This window comes from Chryseobacterium sp. CS2K3 (genome assembly GCF_059515185.1).
Window position 1 is genome coordinate 15,706 of sequence record NZ_JCAKRW010000009.1, and the last position, 16,494, is coordinate 32,199.

At 34.5% G+C, this 16,494-nt stretch carries 15 protein-coding genes; 6 read left to right on the plus strand and 9 right to left on the minus strand.

What is annotated here, in order from left to right:
- Positions 1 to 58: 58 nt before the first annotated feature.
- Together AC5YGG_RS15600 and AC5YGG_RS15605 are read left to right on the plus strand one after the other, a co-directional pair.
- Entirely contained in the window at positions 59 to 2,275 is a 2,217-nt protein-coding gene (locus AC5YGG_RS15600; protein WP_496145386.1) for an NADP-dependent isocitrate dehydrogenase, read from the plus strand.
- A gap of 121 nt (positions 2,276 to 2,396) precedes the next feature.
- Positions 2,397 to 2,876, plus strand: a complete 480-nt coding sequence (locus tag AC5YGG_RS15605) for a DUF6265 family protein (protein ID WP_496145387.1) — start codon at positions 2,397 to 2,399, stop codon at positions 2,874 to 2,876.
- A 132-nt stretch (positions 2,877 to 3,008) separates the two neighbouring features.
- Here AC5YGG_RS15605 and AC5YGG_RS15610 read toward each other — a convergent pair whose 3' ends face one another.
- The 4 genes from AC5YGG_RS15610 to AC5YGG_RS15625 form a co-directional block, all read right to left on the minus strand.
- Positions 3,009 to 4,001, minus strand: a complete 993-nt coding sequence (locus AC5YGG_RS15610; protein ID WP_496145388.1) for an MBL fold metallo-hydrolase — start codon at positions 3,999 to 4,001, stop codon at positions 3,009 to 3,011.
- A gap of 77 nt (positions 4,002 to 4,078) precedes the next feature.
- Positions 4,079 to 5,080: an aldo/keto reductase gene (locus AC5YGG_RS15615; protein ID WP_496145389.1), complete on the minus strand. Its 1,002-nt coding sequence runs from the start codon at positions 5,078 to 5,080 to the stop codon at positions 4,079 to 4,081.
- An 87-nt stretch (positions 5,081 to 5,167) separates the two neighbouring features.
- Complete coding sequence (locus tag AC5YGG_RS15620; protein ID WP_496145390.1) at positions 5,168 to 6,073, minus strand: helix-turn-helix domain-containing protein; 906 nt, start codon at positions 6,071 to 6,073, stop codon at positions 5,168 to 5,170.
- A 235-nt stretch (positions 6,074 to 6,308) separates the two neighbouring features.
- The gene (locus AC5YGG_RS15625; protein WP_496145391.1) at positions 6,309 to 6,767 is read right to left on the minus strand and encodes a hypothetical protein; all 459 of its coding nucleotides are present in this window, start codon (positions 6,765 to 6,767) and stop codon (positions 6,309 to 6,311) included.
- A 453-nt stretch (positions 6,768 to 7,220) separates the two neighbouring features.
- On the opposite strand from AC5YGG_RS15625, the gene AC5YGG_RS15630 reads away from it, so the two are divergent.
- On the plus strand, positions 7,221 to 7,508 hold the full coding sequence (locus AC5YGG_RS15630) for a GNAT family N-acetyltransferase (protein ID WP_068943752.1): 288 nt from the start codon (positions 7,221 to 7,223) through the stop codon (positions 7,506 to 7,508).
- Here AC5YGG_RS15630 and AC5YGG_RS15635 read toward each other — a convergent pair whose 3' ends face one another.
- Complete coding sequence (locus AC5YGG_RS15635) at positions 7,509 to 8,606, minus strand: MBL fold metallo-hydrolase (RefSeq protein ID WP_496145392.1); 1,098 nt, start codon at positions 8,604 to 8,606, stop codon at positions 7,509 to 7,511. It lies immediately after the preceding gene.
- Between the two features lie 171 nt (positions 8,607 to 8,777).
- Between AC5YGG_RS15635 and AC5YGG_RS15640 the strand changes: the two genes are divergently transcribed.
- Positions 8,778 to 10,310 (plus strand): S41 family peptidase, encoded by a 1,533-nt coding sequence (locus AC5YGG_RS15640; RefSeq protein WP_496145393.1) that lies wholly within the window; start codon positions 8,778 to 8,780, stop codon positions 10,308 to 10,310.
- A gap of 391 nt (positions 10,311 to 10,701) precedes the next feature.
- Here AC5YGG_RS15640 and AC5YGG_RS15645 read toward each other — a convergent pair whose 3' ends face one another.
- From AC5YGG_RS15645 to AC5YGG_RS15655, 3 genes are all read right to left on the minus strand, one after another.
- Positions 10,702 to 11,517, minus strand: a complete 816-nt coding sequence (locus AC5YGG_RS15645) for a hypothetical protein (protein WP_496145394.1) — start codon at positions 11,515 to 11,517, stop codon at positions 10,702 to 10,704.
- Between the two features lie 11 nt (positions 11,518 to 11,528).
- Entirely contained in the window at positions 11,529 to 12,038 is a 510-nt protein-coding gene (locus tag AC5YGG_RS15650) for an RNA polymerase sigma factor (protein WP_496145395.1), read from the minus strand.
- 158 nt (positions 12,039 to 12,196) lie between these two features.
- A complete protein-coding gene (locus AC5YGG_RS15655) occupies positions 12,197 to 13,822 on the minus strand; it encodes an NADP-dependent glyceraldehyde-3-phosphate dehydrogenase (RefSeq protein WP_496145396.1) in 1,626 nt (541 codons plus the stop codon).
- 241 nt (positions 13,823 to 14,063) lie between these two features.
- On the opposite strand from AC5YGG_RS15655, the gene tpx reads away from it, so the two are divergent.
- Positions 14,064 to 14,564 carry a thiol peroxidase gene (tpx, locus tag AC5YGG_RS15660; RefSeq protein ID WP_496145531.1) on the plus strand — a complete coding sequence of 167 codons (501 nt, stop codon included), beginning with the start codon at positions 14,064 to 14,066 and terminating at the stop codon, positions 14,562 to 14,564.
- Positions 14,565 to 14,695: 131 nt separating this feature from the next.
- Here the strand turns inward: tpx and AC5YGG_RS15665 are convergent, their stop codons facing one another.
- Positions 14,696 to 15,616 (minus strand): tetratricopeptide repeat protein, encoded by a 921-nt coding sequence (locus tag AC5YGG_RS15665; RefSeq protein ID WP_496145397.1) that lies wholly within the window; start codon positions 15,614 to 15,616, stop codon positions 14,696 to 14,698.
- 501 nt (positions 15,617 to 16,117) lie between these two features.
- Between AC5YGG_RS15665 and AC5YGG_RS15670 the strand changes: the two genes are divergently transcribed.
- Complete coding sequence (locus AC5YGG_RS15670) at positions 16,118 to 16,492, plus strand: helix-turn-helix domain-containing protein (RefSeq protein WP_496145398.1); 375 nt, start codon at positions 16,118 to 16,120, stop codon at positions 16,490 to 16,492.
- Positions 16,493 to 16,494 lie beyond the last annotated feature (2 nt).

The following is a 16,494-nucleotide window of genomic DNA, read 5'->3' on the forward strand; positions in this document are numbered from 1 at the left end:
ACAATCATATTTAGTAAATTTGTGGGACTTAAAATTTCAAATAAAAAATAACAGTATAATGTCAGAAAAATCAAAAATCTATTACACACTTACTGATGAAGCTCCAATGCTGGCTACACACTCGTTTTTACCCATTGTAAAAGCTTTCACTAAATCAGCAAATATTGAAATCGCTGTTCCGGATATTTCTTTGGCAGGCAGAATTTTAGCAAACTTCCCTGAATTTTTAAAAGATGACCAAAAAATTGGCGATGCTTTAGCTGAACTAGGAGAATTAGCTACTCAGCCTGAAGCAAACATCATCAAGTTACCGAATATTTCTGCTTCTGTTCCTCAGCTTGATGCTGCCATTGCTGAATTACAAGCTAAAGGTTTTGCAGTTCCAAATTATCCTGCTGAACCTAAGAATGATGATGAAAAAGCCATCAAAGCTAAATATGCAAAAGTTTTAGGAAGTGCTGTAAACCCTGTATTAAGAGAAGGAAATTCTGACAGACGTGCTCCGAAAGCTGTTAAAAACTATGCTAAAGCAAACCCTCACAGAATGGGTAACTGGGCATCTGACAGCAAAACTGACGTAGCTCACATGGATAATGGTGATTTCTACGGTACAGAAACTTCTACAACTTTAGAAAATGCTACAAAATACAGAATCGTATTCAAAGGAAATGAAGGTGAAACAGTATTGAAAGACTTCGCAGGTCTTCAGGCTGGTGAAGTAATCGATTCTTCTGTAATGAATCTTAATGCATTAAAAGCATTCGTTCAGGAAGCTATTGAAGAGGCTAAAAACAAAAATGTACTTCTTTCTGCTCACCTTAAAGCTACGATGATGAAAATCTCTGACCCAATTATTTTCGGGGCAATCGTAGAAACGTTCTTCAAAGAGGTATTTACTAAATATGCTGAGACTTTCAAGTCTTTAGATATTAACCCAAACAACGGTCTTGCAGATCTTTTCGAAAAAATCAAAGGAAATGCTCAGGAAGCTGACATTAAAGCTGACATCGAAAAAGCACTTGCTGACGGACCGAGAGTGGCAATGGTAAATTCTGATAAAGGAATTACGAACTTCCATGTTCCTTCTGATATCATCGTTGACGCTTCTATGGCTGCTTTGGTAAGAGGCGGAGGTAAAATGTGGAACAAAGACGGAAACGAAGAAGATACAGTTTGTATCATCCCTGACCGTTCTTACGCTGGATTCTACCAGTCTGTAATTGATGATATGAAAGCACATGGAAAATTAGATCCAACAACTATGGGATCTGTTCCAAACGTTGGATTAATGGCTCAAAAAGCTGAAGAGTATGGTTCTCACGACAAAACTTTCCAATTATCTGCTGACGGAACTGTAGAAGTTCAGGATGAAGCTGGAAACGTTCTTCTTTCTCAGAAAGTTGAAAAAGGTGACATCTTCAGAATGTGTCAAACTAAAGATGCTCCTATCCAGGACTGGGTAAAATTGGCGGTAAACAGATCAAGATTGTCTGATACTCCTGCGATCTTCTGGCTAGACAAAGGAAGAGCTCACGACAGAGAAATCATCAAAAAGGTAGAAAAATATCTTGCTGATCACGATACAACAGGTCTTGACATCAGAATCCTTGATGTAAAAGATGCAATGACTGAAACTTTAAAAAGAGCAAGAGAAGGAAAAGATACTATTTCTGTTTCAGGAAACGTATTGAGAGATTACTTAACTGACCTTTTCCCAATCCTTGAGCTTGGTACTTCTGCAAAAATGCTTTCTATTGTTCCATTAATGAACGGTGGTGGTTTATTTGAAACAGGTGCCGGAGGTTCTGCTCCAAAACACGTAGAACAATTCCTTGAAGAAGGATACTTAAGATGGGATTCTTTAGGTGAATTCCTGGCATTACAGGCTTCTTTAGAGCATTTAGCACAAACTCAAGGGAACACAAAATCTCAGGTATTAGCAGATGCATTGGATGAAGCCAACGCTAAATTCTTAGCTACTGATAAATCTCCTGCAAGAAAAGTAGGACAGATCGACAACAGAGGTTCTCACTTCTATTTAGCAATGTACTGGGCTGAAGCTTTAGCAAACCAGACTGCCGATGCTGAATTGGCAGCACAATTCGCTCCTGTGGCAGCTGCAATGCAGGAAAACGAAGAAGTAATCAACGCTGAATTAATTGGTGCTCAAGGTAAGCCTCAAAATATTGAAGGTTACTACAAAACTGATACTTATAAAACGTATGCGGCAATGAGACCAAGTACTGTTTTAAATGAAATCATTGACGGGATCTAATTTTTAGAAACTTATTAATTATACAAAAGCCTCGCAGATTGCGGGGCTTTTGGTGTTTATAAAAACAATTCTATCTTTTTGATTGATTTTCATATATTTATCCTAATAAAACTTTATTACCATGAAAAATCGATTATTTATCTTATTAATTGCAACATTGGTTTCATCCTGTAATCAAAGCGAAAAATCAAAAGGTAATTCCTCAGTGGAACAGGCTGTGAATTTTGACTGGTTAGCCGGAAAATGGAAAAGATCAAATGAAAAAGCAGGAAAAGAAACTTTTGAAAACTGGAGAAAAATAAGTCCTACAGAATATTTGGGAATTGGATTTACCATGCAAAAAAATGATACAGTTAATCAGGAAACAATGAAACTGATTCATACGAATGGAAAATGGAGTCTATTCGTTAAAACGCCCGAAGAGAAACAATCTATAGAATTCAAAATGACTGAATTGAAAAGTAATGGGTTTGTATGTATAAATGATTCATTGGATTTTCCAAAACGGATTCATTATTCGTTAGAGGGCAAAAAATTAAAAGCTACTATTTCTAATGAGAAAATGAATATTCCTTTTGAGTTTGAAAAAAATGAGTTATAAAACTTCTTAAAAAATGTTTTTTTGTTTTTAGCCACTAATGAACGAGTTTTTCTTCTATTCGTTCATTAGTTACTGAAAAACATGCACTTGCATTAGCTTTTGAATAGACAATCTCCGGTAAGAGTGTATGGTTTAATTCATAAAACTTTCCGGAATCCATTCAAATGCAGTTCCTTTTTTCTTTGTAAATCCTAAGCCAGGCCATGGCAAATGACAGGCAAACGCTCTGGTTTTACTATCAGCGAGCTGCTGTAAGAGCTTTTTTCTTGAAGTGGTTGCAATATCCAGATCTGTATCTCCAAAAAATCCCCATTCAGGATGCGGGAAAAGAAGAACATCTGAATGAATAAGATCTGCAATATACATAAGCTTTTCATTCCCCGAAGATATGGCAGTAACAATTAATCCTGGAGTATGCCCCGGTGCGAGCTGAAATCTGAAATGATCATAAAATACATTGTTCAGATCATAGAATTTTAATTTTGGTTGAATCGTTTTTAATATATTTTGTAATGCAGGAATTATCTGATTTAACCTTTCCGGTCTTGCTTTCAAAGCGCTATTGTTAAAATCTTTGATAGAGGCATTCATCCAGAAATCATATTCTGTTTTTGAGATAAAAACAGAAGCATTAGGAAAAACAAAATTATTCTGTTTATCTACTACTCCGCCAATATGGTCCGGATGAGCATGGGAAATAAAAACATCAGTAATATCTTTTGCTGAAAAACCTGCCTTTTGGAGACTTTTCAATAAAAATCCGGATTTTTCATCAGAAAAAATACCCAGCCCGGTATCAAATAAGATCAGTTTGTTTTTTGTTTTGACAAGTAAAATATTCATTGCCATATCAATATAATCTTCTGATCTAAAATGATCTTTAAGAATAGCTTTTAATTCTGAACTATTTGCCCGTGGAGCAAATGAATTCACATCTGTTTCATGGATATATCCGTCCGTCAGAACAAATAATTCCAACTCCCCCAATTTCATTTTTTTATATCCGGACAGATCATCTTCAAATTTTTCCGGAACTGTCTTTGATTCTGCAAAAACATTGGAAAAAGGAACCATACTTAATCCACCGGCTAATAAACTCTTTTTTAGTAAATCTCTTCTATTCATTCTGTATATTGTTTTCAGCTTTATTAATAACAAAAACTGAGTTTCCGTCATTCGGAAACCCAGTTTGAGTATAGTCTTTAGTTGTTTACTAATTTCATTGAACCTTCAGTATATCTTTCTCCTACATTCGGATATTTTTTAAGGATTGCATCAATGGTATCCAGATCAGATTGGGAAAGATCAATAGTAGCGGCTGCAATATTTTCTTCGAGGTATTTTATTCTTTTTGTTCCCGGAATTGGAATAATATCTTCTCCCTGGTTCAGTACCCATGCTAATGCCAACTGAGTTCCTTTCACTCCTTTGGAAGCCGCAAATTCATTGATTTCATTTGCCAATTTGGTATTATTTTCAAGATATTCTTTCTGATAACGTGGTAATGATTTTCTAAAATCATCATCGCCAAGACTTTGCACTTCATTGATATTAGCAAAAAGACCTCTTGCCAACGGTGAATAAGGAACCAGAGAAATTCCTAATTCCCTGATCGTAGGTAAAATTTCGGTTTCAATATCTTTCGTAAGGATAGAATACTCTGATTGTAATGCCGCAATCGGATGGATCTTATTTGCTTTTCTAATGGACTCTGCTGATGCTTCAGATAAGCCAAGATATTTTACTTTCCCGGCTTTTACCAGTTCTGCCATTGCTCCTACCGTTTCCTCTACGGGCACATTTGGATCTACTCTGTGTGCATAATACAAATCAATGGTATCTATTTTCAATCGCTGAAGGCTCAGATCCACAGCTTGTCTGATCCATTCCGGAGAACCGTCAAAATATGTTCCGGGAGCGCCACTATGACTTGCCTTTCCATCTTTAAAACGGAATCCGAATTTTGTAGCAATAAAAATTTTGTCTCTATTGGGTACCAGGACCTTAGAAATCAGTTTTTCATTTTCTCCGTTAGCATACATATCTGCTGTATCCCAGAAGTTAACTCCCAGATCCAATGCCTTATGCAAAGTATTGATACTTTCCTGCTCGTCTGCGGGACCGTAAGCAAAACTCATTCCCATACATCCTAAACCAATAGCAGAAAGCTGCTCACCTGTATTTCCTAATTTTTTAAATTTCATGATGGTATTTTTTAAAATTTTATTGAACAAAATTAGAACATGAAGCAATCACCCTTGGTATAGAATTCAAACTAAGAATTATAAATTTCAAACAATACTTGATCTCAAAGCATTGGGTGTTACTCCGGTTTGTTTTTTAAAATAGTTCGTAAAATAAGCAGGTTCTTCAAAACCCAACCCATAAGCAATCTCTGCAATATTCCAATCCGTATGGGTGAGTAAAGCATTTGCTTCCTGAATAATTCGTCCTGTAATCTGCTGACTGGTTGTTTTTCCGGTAATTTCTTTTACTGAACGGTTTAAAGAGTTCACATGAATAGAAAGGCTTTGAGCATAGTCGTTAGGAGTTTTTAATTTTAAAAATGTTTCCGGGCTGTCAATGGGAAATTGCCTTTCCAATAATTCCATGAATAAAGATGCAACTCTTTGTGAAGCATTCTGATAAGGTTCAAAAGTTTCTGCCGGATGCATTTTCATCGTTTCATGAATCATAAGATGGAGATACGCTCTGAGCATATCATATTTATGAACATAATCTGATTGAATTTCGGTCATCATTTTGGTAAACAAATCAGAAAGAATTTCTTTCTGCTCATCATCCACAAAGAATACGGGAGTTCCACCAATTTTGAAAAGAGGGGAATCCTGAAGGTTTCCCAAACGGCTTCCATTCTGTAAAAACGACTCTGTAAAAAGACAAAACCAACCTTTCTGATCTTCATCATCAGCTTCCCAGGAATAAGGAACTATTGGGTTTGAAAACAACAACGCCGGGCGATCTACACGAATCCATTTATCAGCATAATGGAGTTTTCCCTTTCCGATGATCAGTGATATTTTATAATAATCCCTTCTGCTATATGGTGACAGCAGAGCGCAATGTTCTCTTGAAAAAACATTAAAATGTCCCATTCCCATTGTACCCAGACCTTGTAAATAATGATCTGGAGCATTCCTTTCGTAAAAGCCTTCTAACGATTCGCTTGTTTTCATACTTCAAAGTTATAAAATTCAAACAAATTAAAATATAAAACTGTTGCGATTCTTAAAAGATAGAAGATAAGGGTGGAAACATAAAAACTCCTTTTTTATCAATCCATGTATATTTATATAGTCGTCTTTTAGTGACATTAAAAGTTATCTATCTTTTTTAAAAACTATTATTAAATAAAAATGACCGACACTAATGCCAGCCATTTAAATAGTGATATATATAGTTGATAATGGTCTAGTCCCAACGGTCATGACCGTGGTGTTTATGCTCTTTTTTGTATTCTTTTGCTCTTTCTTTATAGTATTTGTCCTGCTCTTTACGGTATTTTTTGTAGTTTTTATAATCATTCTTACTTCTTCCGTATACAATCACAGGATTTTGTCCTCTGTAATATTTCTTTTTAAAGACAATATATTTTTCTCTTCCAAGAATTCTTTCCAATTCAGAATACCTGTCGCCTCTCCATCTTCCCGGATCTACTACATAGGCTCTGTTCCAGGTATCATAATCACGGTATCTGTCATTTAGTAAATAGATTTGTTTTGCCTGCACACTGGAAAGCACCAAATCTGTGATTACATTTTGCCAGTTAACATCCGAAATACTCCTTCTGTAATCATTATAATAATCTGATTGGGCATAGCTTAGACTAAACGTCCCAATCAAAAATGCTGTTAGCAAAAAATTTTTCATTTCATTCCTCTTTTAAATTAAACATATTGACATAGTCAATTAAGGTGCCAATTATTATAGAGAATTGCCAATATTTGTTAACAAAACCCTAAATACCTGATTATCTTTAAAATAATTTACGTTATTACAGTACTTTTTGGGTTAATAATTTAAAAATTTTAAGGTATTAATTTTTTAATGATTATTAAACAAGCTGGGCTAAAGTTCACTTATATTGATATGATATTAATACAAAGATCTATTATAATTGCTTAGCGGCTGAATTGATCATTTCTTATCAGCAGTTCTCATCATAAAATTCTATTTTATTTTAACTTTTTACTCTATCCTTATAAAATTCGTTAAGATTCCTAAAAAGCTTTACATCGTATCAATTAATTTTGTAATTTTAATGGAGAGATTACTTTTGATATTTCTCAAAGTTATTTTTTATTCAACCAAATCTTTATCATTATGGAAAATATAAAATTTATGGTATCTCCATATCAGGATGAATTGCAGCTATTTATTGACGAAAAAAAAGCAGGATATATGTCCATAGAGGTTGATGGAAGACTTCTTATTGTATATTATACCAAGCTTGACGAAGAACGTGAAGGGAAAGGATATGCCAAATTATTATTGGATGAGCTGGTACGCTATGCGGAAGAAAAAGATTTGCTTGTAGACCCTGAATGCGATTTCGTTCGTCAACAATTTGAAAACCATCCCAGAAGATATAAGGATATCTGGCATGCCTGATCATTCTTCCCACCAAACAGAAAACTTTTGATCCGAACCGTTTAAATTTACTACTTCTCCAATCATCGGAGTAAGGATGTGTAACCCTTTTTCTTTACCAAGACTTGTAATCTTTTGTAAAGGCTCATTCCACGGATGAAGGGCAAGGGCAAATTTTGCAGCATGAACAGGAATGATATGCTCTGCCTTCACATCTATTGCAGCCTGAATTACATCTTCCGGTAATGCATGAATGTACCGCCATGCTTCACCATACTGTCCATTTTCGAGAATGGCATAATCGAAAGGTCCATACTTTTCTCCAATCATCTTAAAATGGGAGTCATAGCCGCTGTCGCCGCCCAAAAAGATTTTCTTTGTAGGTGTTTCAAGTACGTAAGAAGTCCAAAGGGTGTCATTCTGCTTTACTCTTCTTCCGGAAAAGTGTCTGGCTGGAGTAAATGTGAGTTTTATATTATTTTTAAGTTCAACTTCAGTTCCCCACTCTTCTTCGATCAGTTTATTTTCTGGGTATCCCCATCTTTCCAGGTGTACTCCTACTCCTAATGGAATAATAGCCATTCCTGTTCGGGATTTGATGGACTTTACCGTGGGATAGTCCAAATGGTCAAAATGATCATGTGTAATTACCAGATAATCCAGATCAGGAATATCTTCCGGTTTGAAAATATCTGAGCCTTTAAATGCTTTATTGAAATACTTGAAAGGAGAACCATAAAGACTTAATACCGGGTCAATAAGAAAGGATACTCCGTCAGTCTGCAAGTAATATGATGAATGCCCCAGCCAAATGAAAACATCCTGATTTTTATTTATTTTTTTTAAATCTGTATAAATTGAAGGTATTTCTTTAAGAGGTTTCAATAAAGGATCTTTCTTTCCAAAAAAGAAATCAAAAGTTACTTTGGTCATATTATATCCCTCCGCAATGGATGGAGTGTAACTGATATTCTGAAATTTATTCTTCCTGTAAAGTTTTGACCTTCTGATTCTTTCCAATCGTTTTCCTTTCGGAACTCCCCCAAAAGCTTTTCCATTTATCACTATAAAATAGGATATAATCAATACAGCGACAATCGCGACAATCCAATACATCATTCAACAAATAAGCATCAAATTTATAGACTTTTATCTATAAATGAAAATATGTGCTCATTGAGTGTCTTTTTTTAACTAAATTTATCATGAATTTCAGAAAATTTATTATTCATTTAAGTGATGATTAACTTTAAACTTTCTATTTTAGCGGCTTAAAAACTCAAAGATATATTGAAAAATTATTCGATAATATTTATTTTAGCAACACTTTCGTCATGTGCATCCATCAAAAGACATAACGAACAGCGAGCTTCATACATTCCCCCGGAACAGCTTAAAGAGGATGTGGATTATGCTTATACAAAGCTACAGAAAATGCACCCTCAACTGTATTGGTACATTCCTAAACAGAAATTAGAATATAAACTTGACAGCTTAAAACAAACTCTTACAGAACCTCTTACTCCACTTCAGTTTTATTTTAGATTTCAGCCTGTAATTGCTGATATCCGCGAAGGGCATCTTTCATTAAGAATACCCAGAAAGAAATTTACTAAAAGTGAGATTAAAAAATTAGAACAGCAAAAAGGACTGTTCAGTCGTTTTGAATATTATATTTCTGATGATCAGATGTATATTATTCAAAACAATGATTCTATTGAAAATATTCAACCCGGAACAGAGATTTTATCGATCAATAATGTCCCTGTTTCCACTTATATAAAAAAATACAGAAGACTCATCAGCAGTGATGGTTATAATACAACGTTCCAGCCTTATTTTTTAAAGGATTTGTTCTTTAATTATTATACAGCAGAAAACGGACTGGAAAACAAGGTGACTCTGGAAACGCTCTATAAAGGTGAAAAACATATATATACTTTAACGAGAGAGTCTAAATCTGATACTGATCTTGAAAAAGATAAGGAAATGAAAAAACGTACTCAGGAAAGAAAACTGAATGATTATGTAGCTTCCAGCAACTCCTATAACCGAAGTTTTAGATTTTTGGATAAAGACAGCACTATTGCCTATATAAAGGTGAAAAGCTTTTCAAGAGAGTATTCCGATGAGTTTTATAAAAAGACCTTTTCAAAGATCAAAAAAGCAAAGTCATCTTACCTCATCATAGATGTTCGTAACAATTACGGAGGTTCTCTTTATGAGATTAATAACCTGTATTCTTACCTTGCAGACAAGCCATTTACCCTGATAAAACCATCGCAGGTTACATCAAGAGATATTCCTCTGCGAACGAATTACTTCAGGAAAACCACCCCCTTGGAATTTGCTTTCAAGAGTATTGCCTATCCAAGTTATTTCTTTGCTCAGGCATTCAGCACTTATAAGAAAGAGGGAAAAGTTTTTTATAAAATGAAAGCTGACAAACTCATGAAACCTAATAAAGAAGCTTTCAATGGAAAGGTATTCGTACTGATCAACGGTGGAAGTTTTTCTGCATCTTCCATCATTACGGCAAAGCTGAAAAATGATAAGAGAGCCACTTTGATCGGTGAGGAAACAGGTGGTGCCAACGACGGAACTGTTGCCGGATTTTACTCTTATCAGAAGCTTCCGAACTCAGAAATCAGATTTCCTATCGGTTTGCTGCTGGTACAGCCTAATATTGAATTTTCAGATTCTAAAAAAGGCGTTGTTCCTGATGTATCAATTAAGGAAAGCATGCAGGATATTATTGATAAAAAGGATCCTCAACTGGATTGGATCAAAGATGAAATCGCTAAGGAAAAGGAAAAGAATTAATCATTTATTTATATCATAACAAGTTTCGGCGGGCTTTCAGCCCGCCGAAACTATAAAAGATTACGCTTCTTAGAAGTCTTTAAAATAATTCCTTTATACATTTTTATTGGATGGATAAACTCTTGCTCTTCTAAGGTCATAGCTTGTTACTTTATGGAGTTAGTTTTCGTTTAAAAAATTGTTACAGAATATTTGAAAAAATAAAAAACCCAACAGAAATACTGTCAGGTCCTCATTGTGTTTTGAGTTTTTACTATTTCTTAGAATAGTACAAGTCGAAATAATTTTCTTAGTTAGTAGAGAAAAATGGAAAATGTTACATCATAAACAATAAAACCGGACAAAAATTCGTCCGGCTCTTTTTCTATTTTGGAAATATAATCTTATTAACTTAATTTACTCTATCTAAAGCTCTTTGTAAGCTTACTATATCAATAAAATCTAATTTTGCTCCAATGATAATAATGATGAGAAGAACAAGGGTCAGAAATAAAATGATAAATATATACACGGAAACAAACCAAATAACAGTATTTAAGATATTTCCTTTAACGCCCATTTTATTCATGAAAAACTTTTGTGATCTTTCAAACCAGGTTTTTTTCTTTTCGCTCTTAGGCTTCACCTCCAATCCGTTCAGCTCATCTACCAGATTTATTACATCATCTATATATCTGCCATACATGTAATAAATCCAATACTTAATGATAAAGCAAACCAACAGTAAAGTAATCAGAAAACTGATTCCGAAGATGGCAAGATTATATTCCATATCAAAATGAAAATTAATCTTAATTAGAGATAAAAGGAAGGCAAGCGGAATATAGGAAATATAGTATGAAATGTAAATTTCTTTCGATATAAGAAGCTGGGTTTTCAGATTAAACAGATCGTAATTTGTATTAATACTATTTTTCTGAAGCAATTTATAAAGCTTAAGAAAACGGGAATAAAAATATACTATAAAAGCCACTGTAAGAATCGTGACAAATGCAGATATAGTTTTGATATTAGAATCTGTAGAAGCAAAAGGAACACTGGTAAAAAGTAATGGTAATGTGATAAGCATAAGCCAAAACTCAGTCTTCATATTAATTTTTAACATCTGAATCGGGGAATGAATCTCACGCTGTTTTTCCAGGGAAATCTCAGGTTGATCCTGTCCTGTATCTTTATTCCAAAGTTCTTTTAAATTATCTAGTTCCATGTATTTATCTCTTAATTTGAATCTACCCTTTGTCTTGCGATGATGTCTTTCAGCTTTTCTTTTGCTCTTTTCAGTTTTACTCTTGCATTTACCTCCGTGATTCCTAGTTGGAGGGCTATTTCTTTTCCGGGAAAATCTTCAAGAAAGAAAAAAATCAAAGCTTTATCAATCGGGCTCAGTTGATGAATAGCTTCATACATCAGCTTCATATTTTTATCATCCGTATCATTATAAGGCTCTTGCTTGGCATTTAATCCATCAATATTCTGATTCTGTATAAAACTACGTTTTTTTTCACTTCGCAGGAAAACAATTGCTGTATTTAGCGCAGTTCTATAGAGCCAGGTAGAGAAATCACTTCTCCTCTGAAAATCTCCATACGATTTCCAGGCTTGATAAATAATCTCCTGATAGAGATCATTCTGATCGTCTTTATTATCCATATACATTTTAGAGATCTTGAAAATAACACCTTTATGCTTTTCAATTTTCTCTAAAAATTCTTTTTCCGATCCAGGCATGATTCAAACACTAATCCTTTGTGTGAAACTTTATAAAAATTTCACCTTTATTATAACACAAAAATTCTAATTCAAGCCATTAAATTAAAAAATCCCTAAAGAACAGCGAAGTTAATTAAGGATTTTTATTTTATGTTAAATACAGCTTGAGATTTATACTAGAAAATATAATCTGTGCTTAAAAAGTTTGAATCATGATCTCTCACAATAGTATTTAATAATTTTTTGTTCGATTCCGTAAGTTTTGCCGCCACCAATGATCGTATTGAGAATGAACGCAATGCATCAAAAACAGAAAGTGTACCTTCCGCACTATCCTTTCTTCCTGTAAATGGAAATACATCCGGACCGCGTTGTGCCTGGCAATTAATATTCACACGGCTTACGAGATTCACAAACGGATCTATCAGCCTTGCAACTTCTTCTGCATCTTCACTGAAAATACTTACCTGCATCCCATGAGAGGCATTTACCTGATATTCTATAGGTTCCTCAATATCTTCAAACGGCACCACAGGAATTACCGGACCAAACTGTTCTTCATGATATAGTTTCATATCACTGTTTACAGGATATACCACAGCCGGGAACACAAAGGATTCTTCCGTATACCCACCGTCTTTATTCAGAACAGTGGCTCCTTTTGCTAAAGCGTCTTCAATACATTCCTGTAGATAAGGCGGTTTATTCACTTCAGGAAGAGGTGTTACTTTAACGTCTTTTTCCCATGGTAATCCTGCTTTTAGAGCAGAAACAGCTTCACTGAGCTTCGTAGTAAATTCTTCGGCAATGTCTTTCTGAACAAAAATCAGTTTCAAAGCTGTACAACGCTGACCATTAAAAGAAAGAGCACCTAAAATACATTCACTTACGGCAACATCAAGATTGGCATTTTTTGTAACAATCGCAGCATTTTTTGCATCAAGACTTAAAATGGCTCTCAAGCGGTTTACTTTCGGGTGCAGTTTCTTCAATCCGTTGGCTACTTTACTTGAACCAATAAATGCCAGAACATTCACTTTTCCGCTTTCCATAATGGGGGTGATGATCTCTGACCCTTTACCGTATAAAGTATTCACAGTTCCTTTCGGAAATGCCTCTTTGAAAGCATTTAATAATGGATAATGTGCCAATACGCCATGCTTGGGAAGTTTAAATAAAATCGTATTTCCCATAATCAATGCTGGGATCAAAGTTGTAAAAATCTCGTTCAACGGATAATTGAATGGTCCCATGCTCAATACAACTCCAAGTGGTGCTCTTCTAATCTGTGCAATGGTTCCTTCTGCTTGTTGAAAACGGGAAGATTCTCTATCCAAATCCTTGAGTGCATCTATAGTCTGATTGATATAATCTACCGTACGGTCAAATTCCTTTGTAGAATCGGCAAGTGTTTTCCCAATTTCCCACATCAATAATTTAATGACAAGATCACGCTGCTGAATCATCAGATAAACAAATTTCTGCATACATTTGATTCTTCCTTCCACAGACATTGTTGACCATTCTCCAAGTCCGTTATCATAAGCCTTTACACAAGCTTCCAAAACTTCCATTGCATCATCAGGACCAATATTCGGGATACTGCCTAACAGTTTCCTTTCTAATCCGTTTTCTGTAGGAATGCAAACCGGGGAATAAATATTTTGAGTTTCTCCCTTCCACTCTACCAGTTCTCCATTGAGAAGATAAACTTTTTGATGTATTTCTGGAACTTTGTATTCTTCGGGAATTTCGCTTTCGCTTTTAAAAATATGAAATGAAGGGTTGTTTGCTGAATTCATATGCTTTATTATTTAATAATGTAACTATCATTTTTGTATAATAAAGGTAGAGGGAAAAATTCAGTTTCGGGATAGTGATTCAATAGATTTGCTCTATTTACAAGCTATTTGAACTAAAATTAATGTGGCTAACCGAAAAAAGAATAATTTTGTTAAAAATAAATTTTCAATGTTTTCAAAAGTAATTTTCAGTACACTATTCTGCTTATCTGCATTTAGTTTTGCTCAAAGTAATAAAGCCATCAATACTGTTCTTCTTAAAGGAGAGCCTGTACGTACTTATGCCAAATTACCAGCCCTTAATAAACCGGCACCAAAGTTTACTCTTACAGACGTTAATATGAATGACCAAACGTTAGAGGCTTATAAAGGACGATATGTTATAATGAATATTTTCCCAAGTGTAGATACTGGGGTTTGTTCTGCATCTGTACATCATTTCAATGAAGAAGCTGCAAACCTTCCCAACACGGTTGTTCTTTGTATTTCCAAAGACTTACCTTTTGCTCAAAAGAGGTTTTGTGGGGCTGAAGGTATAGATAATGTGGTGATGCTTTCTGATTTTCGTTCAGATTTCGGCTGGAACTATGGAGTGGAAATGGTAGAGTCTTCTATGAAAGGTCTTCTTAGCAGAGCTGTAGTAGTTATCGATCCTTCAGGAAATATTATCTATGAAGAACAGGTGCCGGATATTTCTCAGGAGCCAAACTATGCTGCGGCTATTCAGGCTGTAAAAAGTTAAGCTTTCAAAATCAAATAATAAAATAATCGCCACCAATGCACGAATAATTAACAGTGTATTGGTGGCAATTATATTTAGTCATAGATAATGATAATATATGAACATTCATGTATTCTAAGACATGCATTGATTTACTTAATCATTAAAGCAACTTTTTTTCTGAAAATAAAGATGATGAGTGCGGATAGCAAAAGTGCCGTTAAGGAAACACCAACTACTATCCCACGAAATTCTTTGGTATCTGCTGCATGAATCGCATCTTTTTCATTTATTCTTAACAGATCAGAAGGATACAGATATAGCCTTTTATTCAAAATAGGATCATCAAACCCATACTCTTTTGCCAGCTGATACTCCTCCATTGCATCTTTTTTCTTACCTTCTAAAAAAGTAACATTTCCCAGATAAAACAAAAGCCGGGCTATGATTTTGTCTTTGGGCTTTACTAAAGACATTCTTTCTTTCACTTGGTCATAAAGCTGTATTTTGAGAATCTTAAGTTCATTTGGAGTAAGGCGGGACTTTGGAGATTCTTCATTTCCAAAATCTTGTCCAATAAGATTCATCGAGGAGATATAGCGGTCTCCTTTTATATGAGTTTTCAGAATATTAATATGAATCCATTCTGAAGATAGATGTCCCTTAGGATCTGTTTTTAAAGCTTTTTCAATCCATTGAATAGCTTCTGTATTATTGCCTGCCATTTCAAAAGCTGTTCCCATATTGGAATAGGTAGAATATCTGCCGGGTTGTATAGATTCAATTTCTTTAAGCTGCTTTATTGCCTCATTGTATTTTCCTAAAACGATCAGGATATATCCTCTATTAGACAGAAAGTCCAAATCTTTTGTTCTATGGTATTCATATCTCTGCGTATGCTGATATATTTCCAATTTCTCTTTGTTTAAGAATTGACGCTCATACGGAACTTCACTTATAATATCCTCATAGGCTAAATCTTTGCTAGTTGGGGGTGGACCATCTTTAACACCACAGATAAAACGAACCTGAGTAATTGACAGTAAAGTAAAAATAAAAACAAATTTATTCATCAAACATATTGTGCTTTGGTGATTGTTATGCCCTCAAAAATAATAAACTTTAGAATAACCGGTAAAAAATACTGTTTTTAGATTAGTTACTAACGCACAGATGATTTATTAGTGCATGAGTGGCTTAAAAGCCTCAGCGTAATACTTGCTGAAAATCTTTGCAAGCAAGCTAAGCAATCTCTGTTTTGGAATATAAGTGTATTACGTTGGAAATCGCAAAGGCGCAAGTGATATAAAAAAGACTGCCTTAAGGCGCAAAGATTTTATCGAAGATAAAATTGTACAACGTTTTTAGGTTAGCCACCAATGCACGAATCATTTATTAGTGCATTAGTGGCTTAAAAATCTCAGCGTAATACTTGCTGAAAATCTTTGATTTTCTTGCGCCTTAAAACACCATAAAATTCAAAAATCTTAGCGCCTTTGCGATTTTCCAACAAAAAGACAATACCTCATTTTTTCTTTGCGTAATATTTTGCATATTTGTAGAAAATACGGGTCATGCAAAAAGAAAAACTACGCAACGTAAGAAAAAGAAAAGGCTACACACAACAGCAAGTTGCTGATTTTATTGCTACAGATGTTTCTAACTACAGCAGAAAAGAAAGTGGTGATGTATCTATAAGAAAAGAAGAATGGGAAAAGCTTGCCCGTTTCCTGGAGGTTTCTGTAGAGGAAATCTTTGAAGAAGAGGAAGCTAAACAAGTGAATCATTTTGAAAATAACACAAATAGTAATAACATTGGAACAGTAAGTGGAAATTATTACTGTAATGTACCGGAGTTCCTTTTAGAAAGTCAGAGAGAATTAATTGAACTTCTGAGAAAGGAAAACCAAAGATTGCAGGAAGAAATTATTGAGCTTAAGAAAAAATAATA

Excerpts from the sequence above, each read along its gene's own strand:
- AC5YGG_RS15605 (WP_496145387.1), top strand. The coding sequence starts at position 2,397 with ATGAAAAATCGATTATTTATCTTATTAATTGCAACATTGGTTTCATCC.
- AC5YGG_RS15615 (WP_496145389.1), bottom strand. The coding sequence starts at position 5,080 with ATGAAATTTAAAAAATTAGGAAATACAGGTGAGCAGCTTTCTGCTATT.
- AC5YGG_RS15635 (WP_496145392.1), bottom strand. The coding sequence starts at position 8,606 with ATGATGTATTGGATTGTCGCGATTGTCGCTGTATTGATTATATCCTAT.
- AC5YGG_RS15600 (WP_496145386.1), top strand. The coding sequence starts at position 59 with ATGTCAGAAAAATCAAAAATCTATTACACACTTACTGATGAAGCTCCA.
- AC5YGG_RS15610 (WP_496145388.1), bottom strand. The coding sequence starts at position 4,001 with ATGAATAGAAGAGATTTACTAAAAAAGAGTTTATTAGCCGGTGGATTA.
- AC5YGG_RS15625 (WP_496145391.1), bottom strand. The coding sequence starts at position 6,767 with ATGAAAAATTTTTTGCTAACAGCATTTTTGATTGGGACGTTTAGTCTA.
- AC5YGG_RS15650 (WP_496145395.1), bottom strand. The coding sequence starts at position 12,038 with ATGCCTGGATCGGAAAAAGAATTTTTAGAGAAAATTGAAAAGCATAAA.
- AC5YGG_RS15670 (WP_496145398.1), top strand. The coding sequence starts at position 16,118 with ATGCAAAAAGAAAAACTACGCAACGTAAGAAAAAGAAAAGGCTACACA.
- AC5YGG_RS15630 (WP_068943752.1), top strand. The coding sequence starts at position 7,221 with ATGGAAAATATAAAATTTATGGTATCTCCATATCAGGATGAATTGCAG.
- AC5YGG_RS15665 (WP_496145397.1), bottom strand. The coding sequence starts at position 15,616 with ATGAATAAATTTGTTTTTATTTTTACTTTACTGTCAATTACTCAGGTT.
- AC5YGG_RS15645 (WP_496145394.1), bottom strand. The coding sequence starts at position 11,517 with ATGGAACTAGATAATTTAAAAGAACTTTGGAATAAAGATACAGGACAG.
- AC5YGG_RS15620 (WP_496145390.1), bottom strand. The coding sequence starts at position 6,073 with ATGAAAACAAGCGAATCGTTAGAAGGCTTTTACGAAAGGAATGCTCCA.
- AC5YGG_RS15655 (WP_496145396.1), bottom strand. The coding sequence starts at position 13,822 with ATGAATTCAGCAAACAACCCTTCATTTCATATTTTTAAAAGCGAAAGC.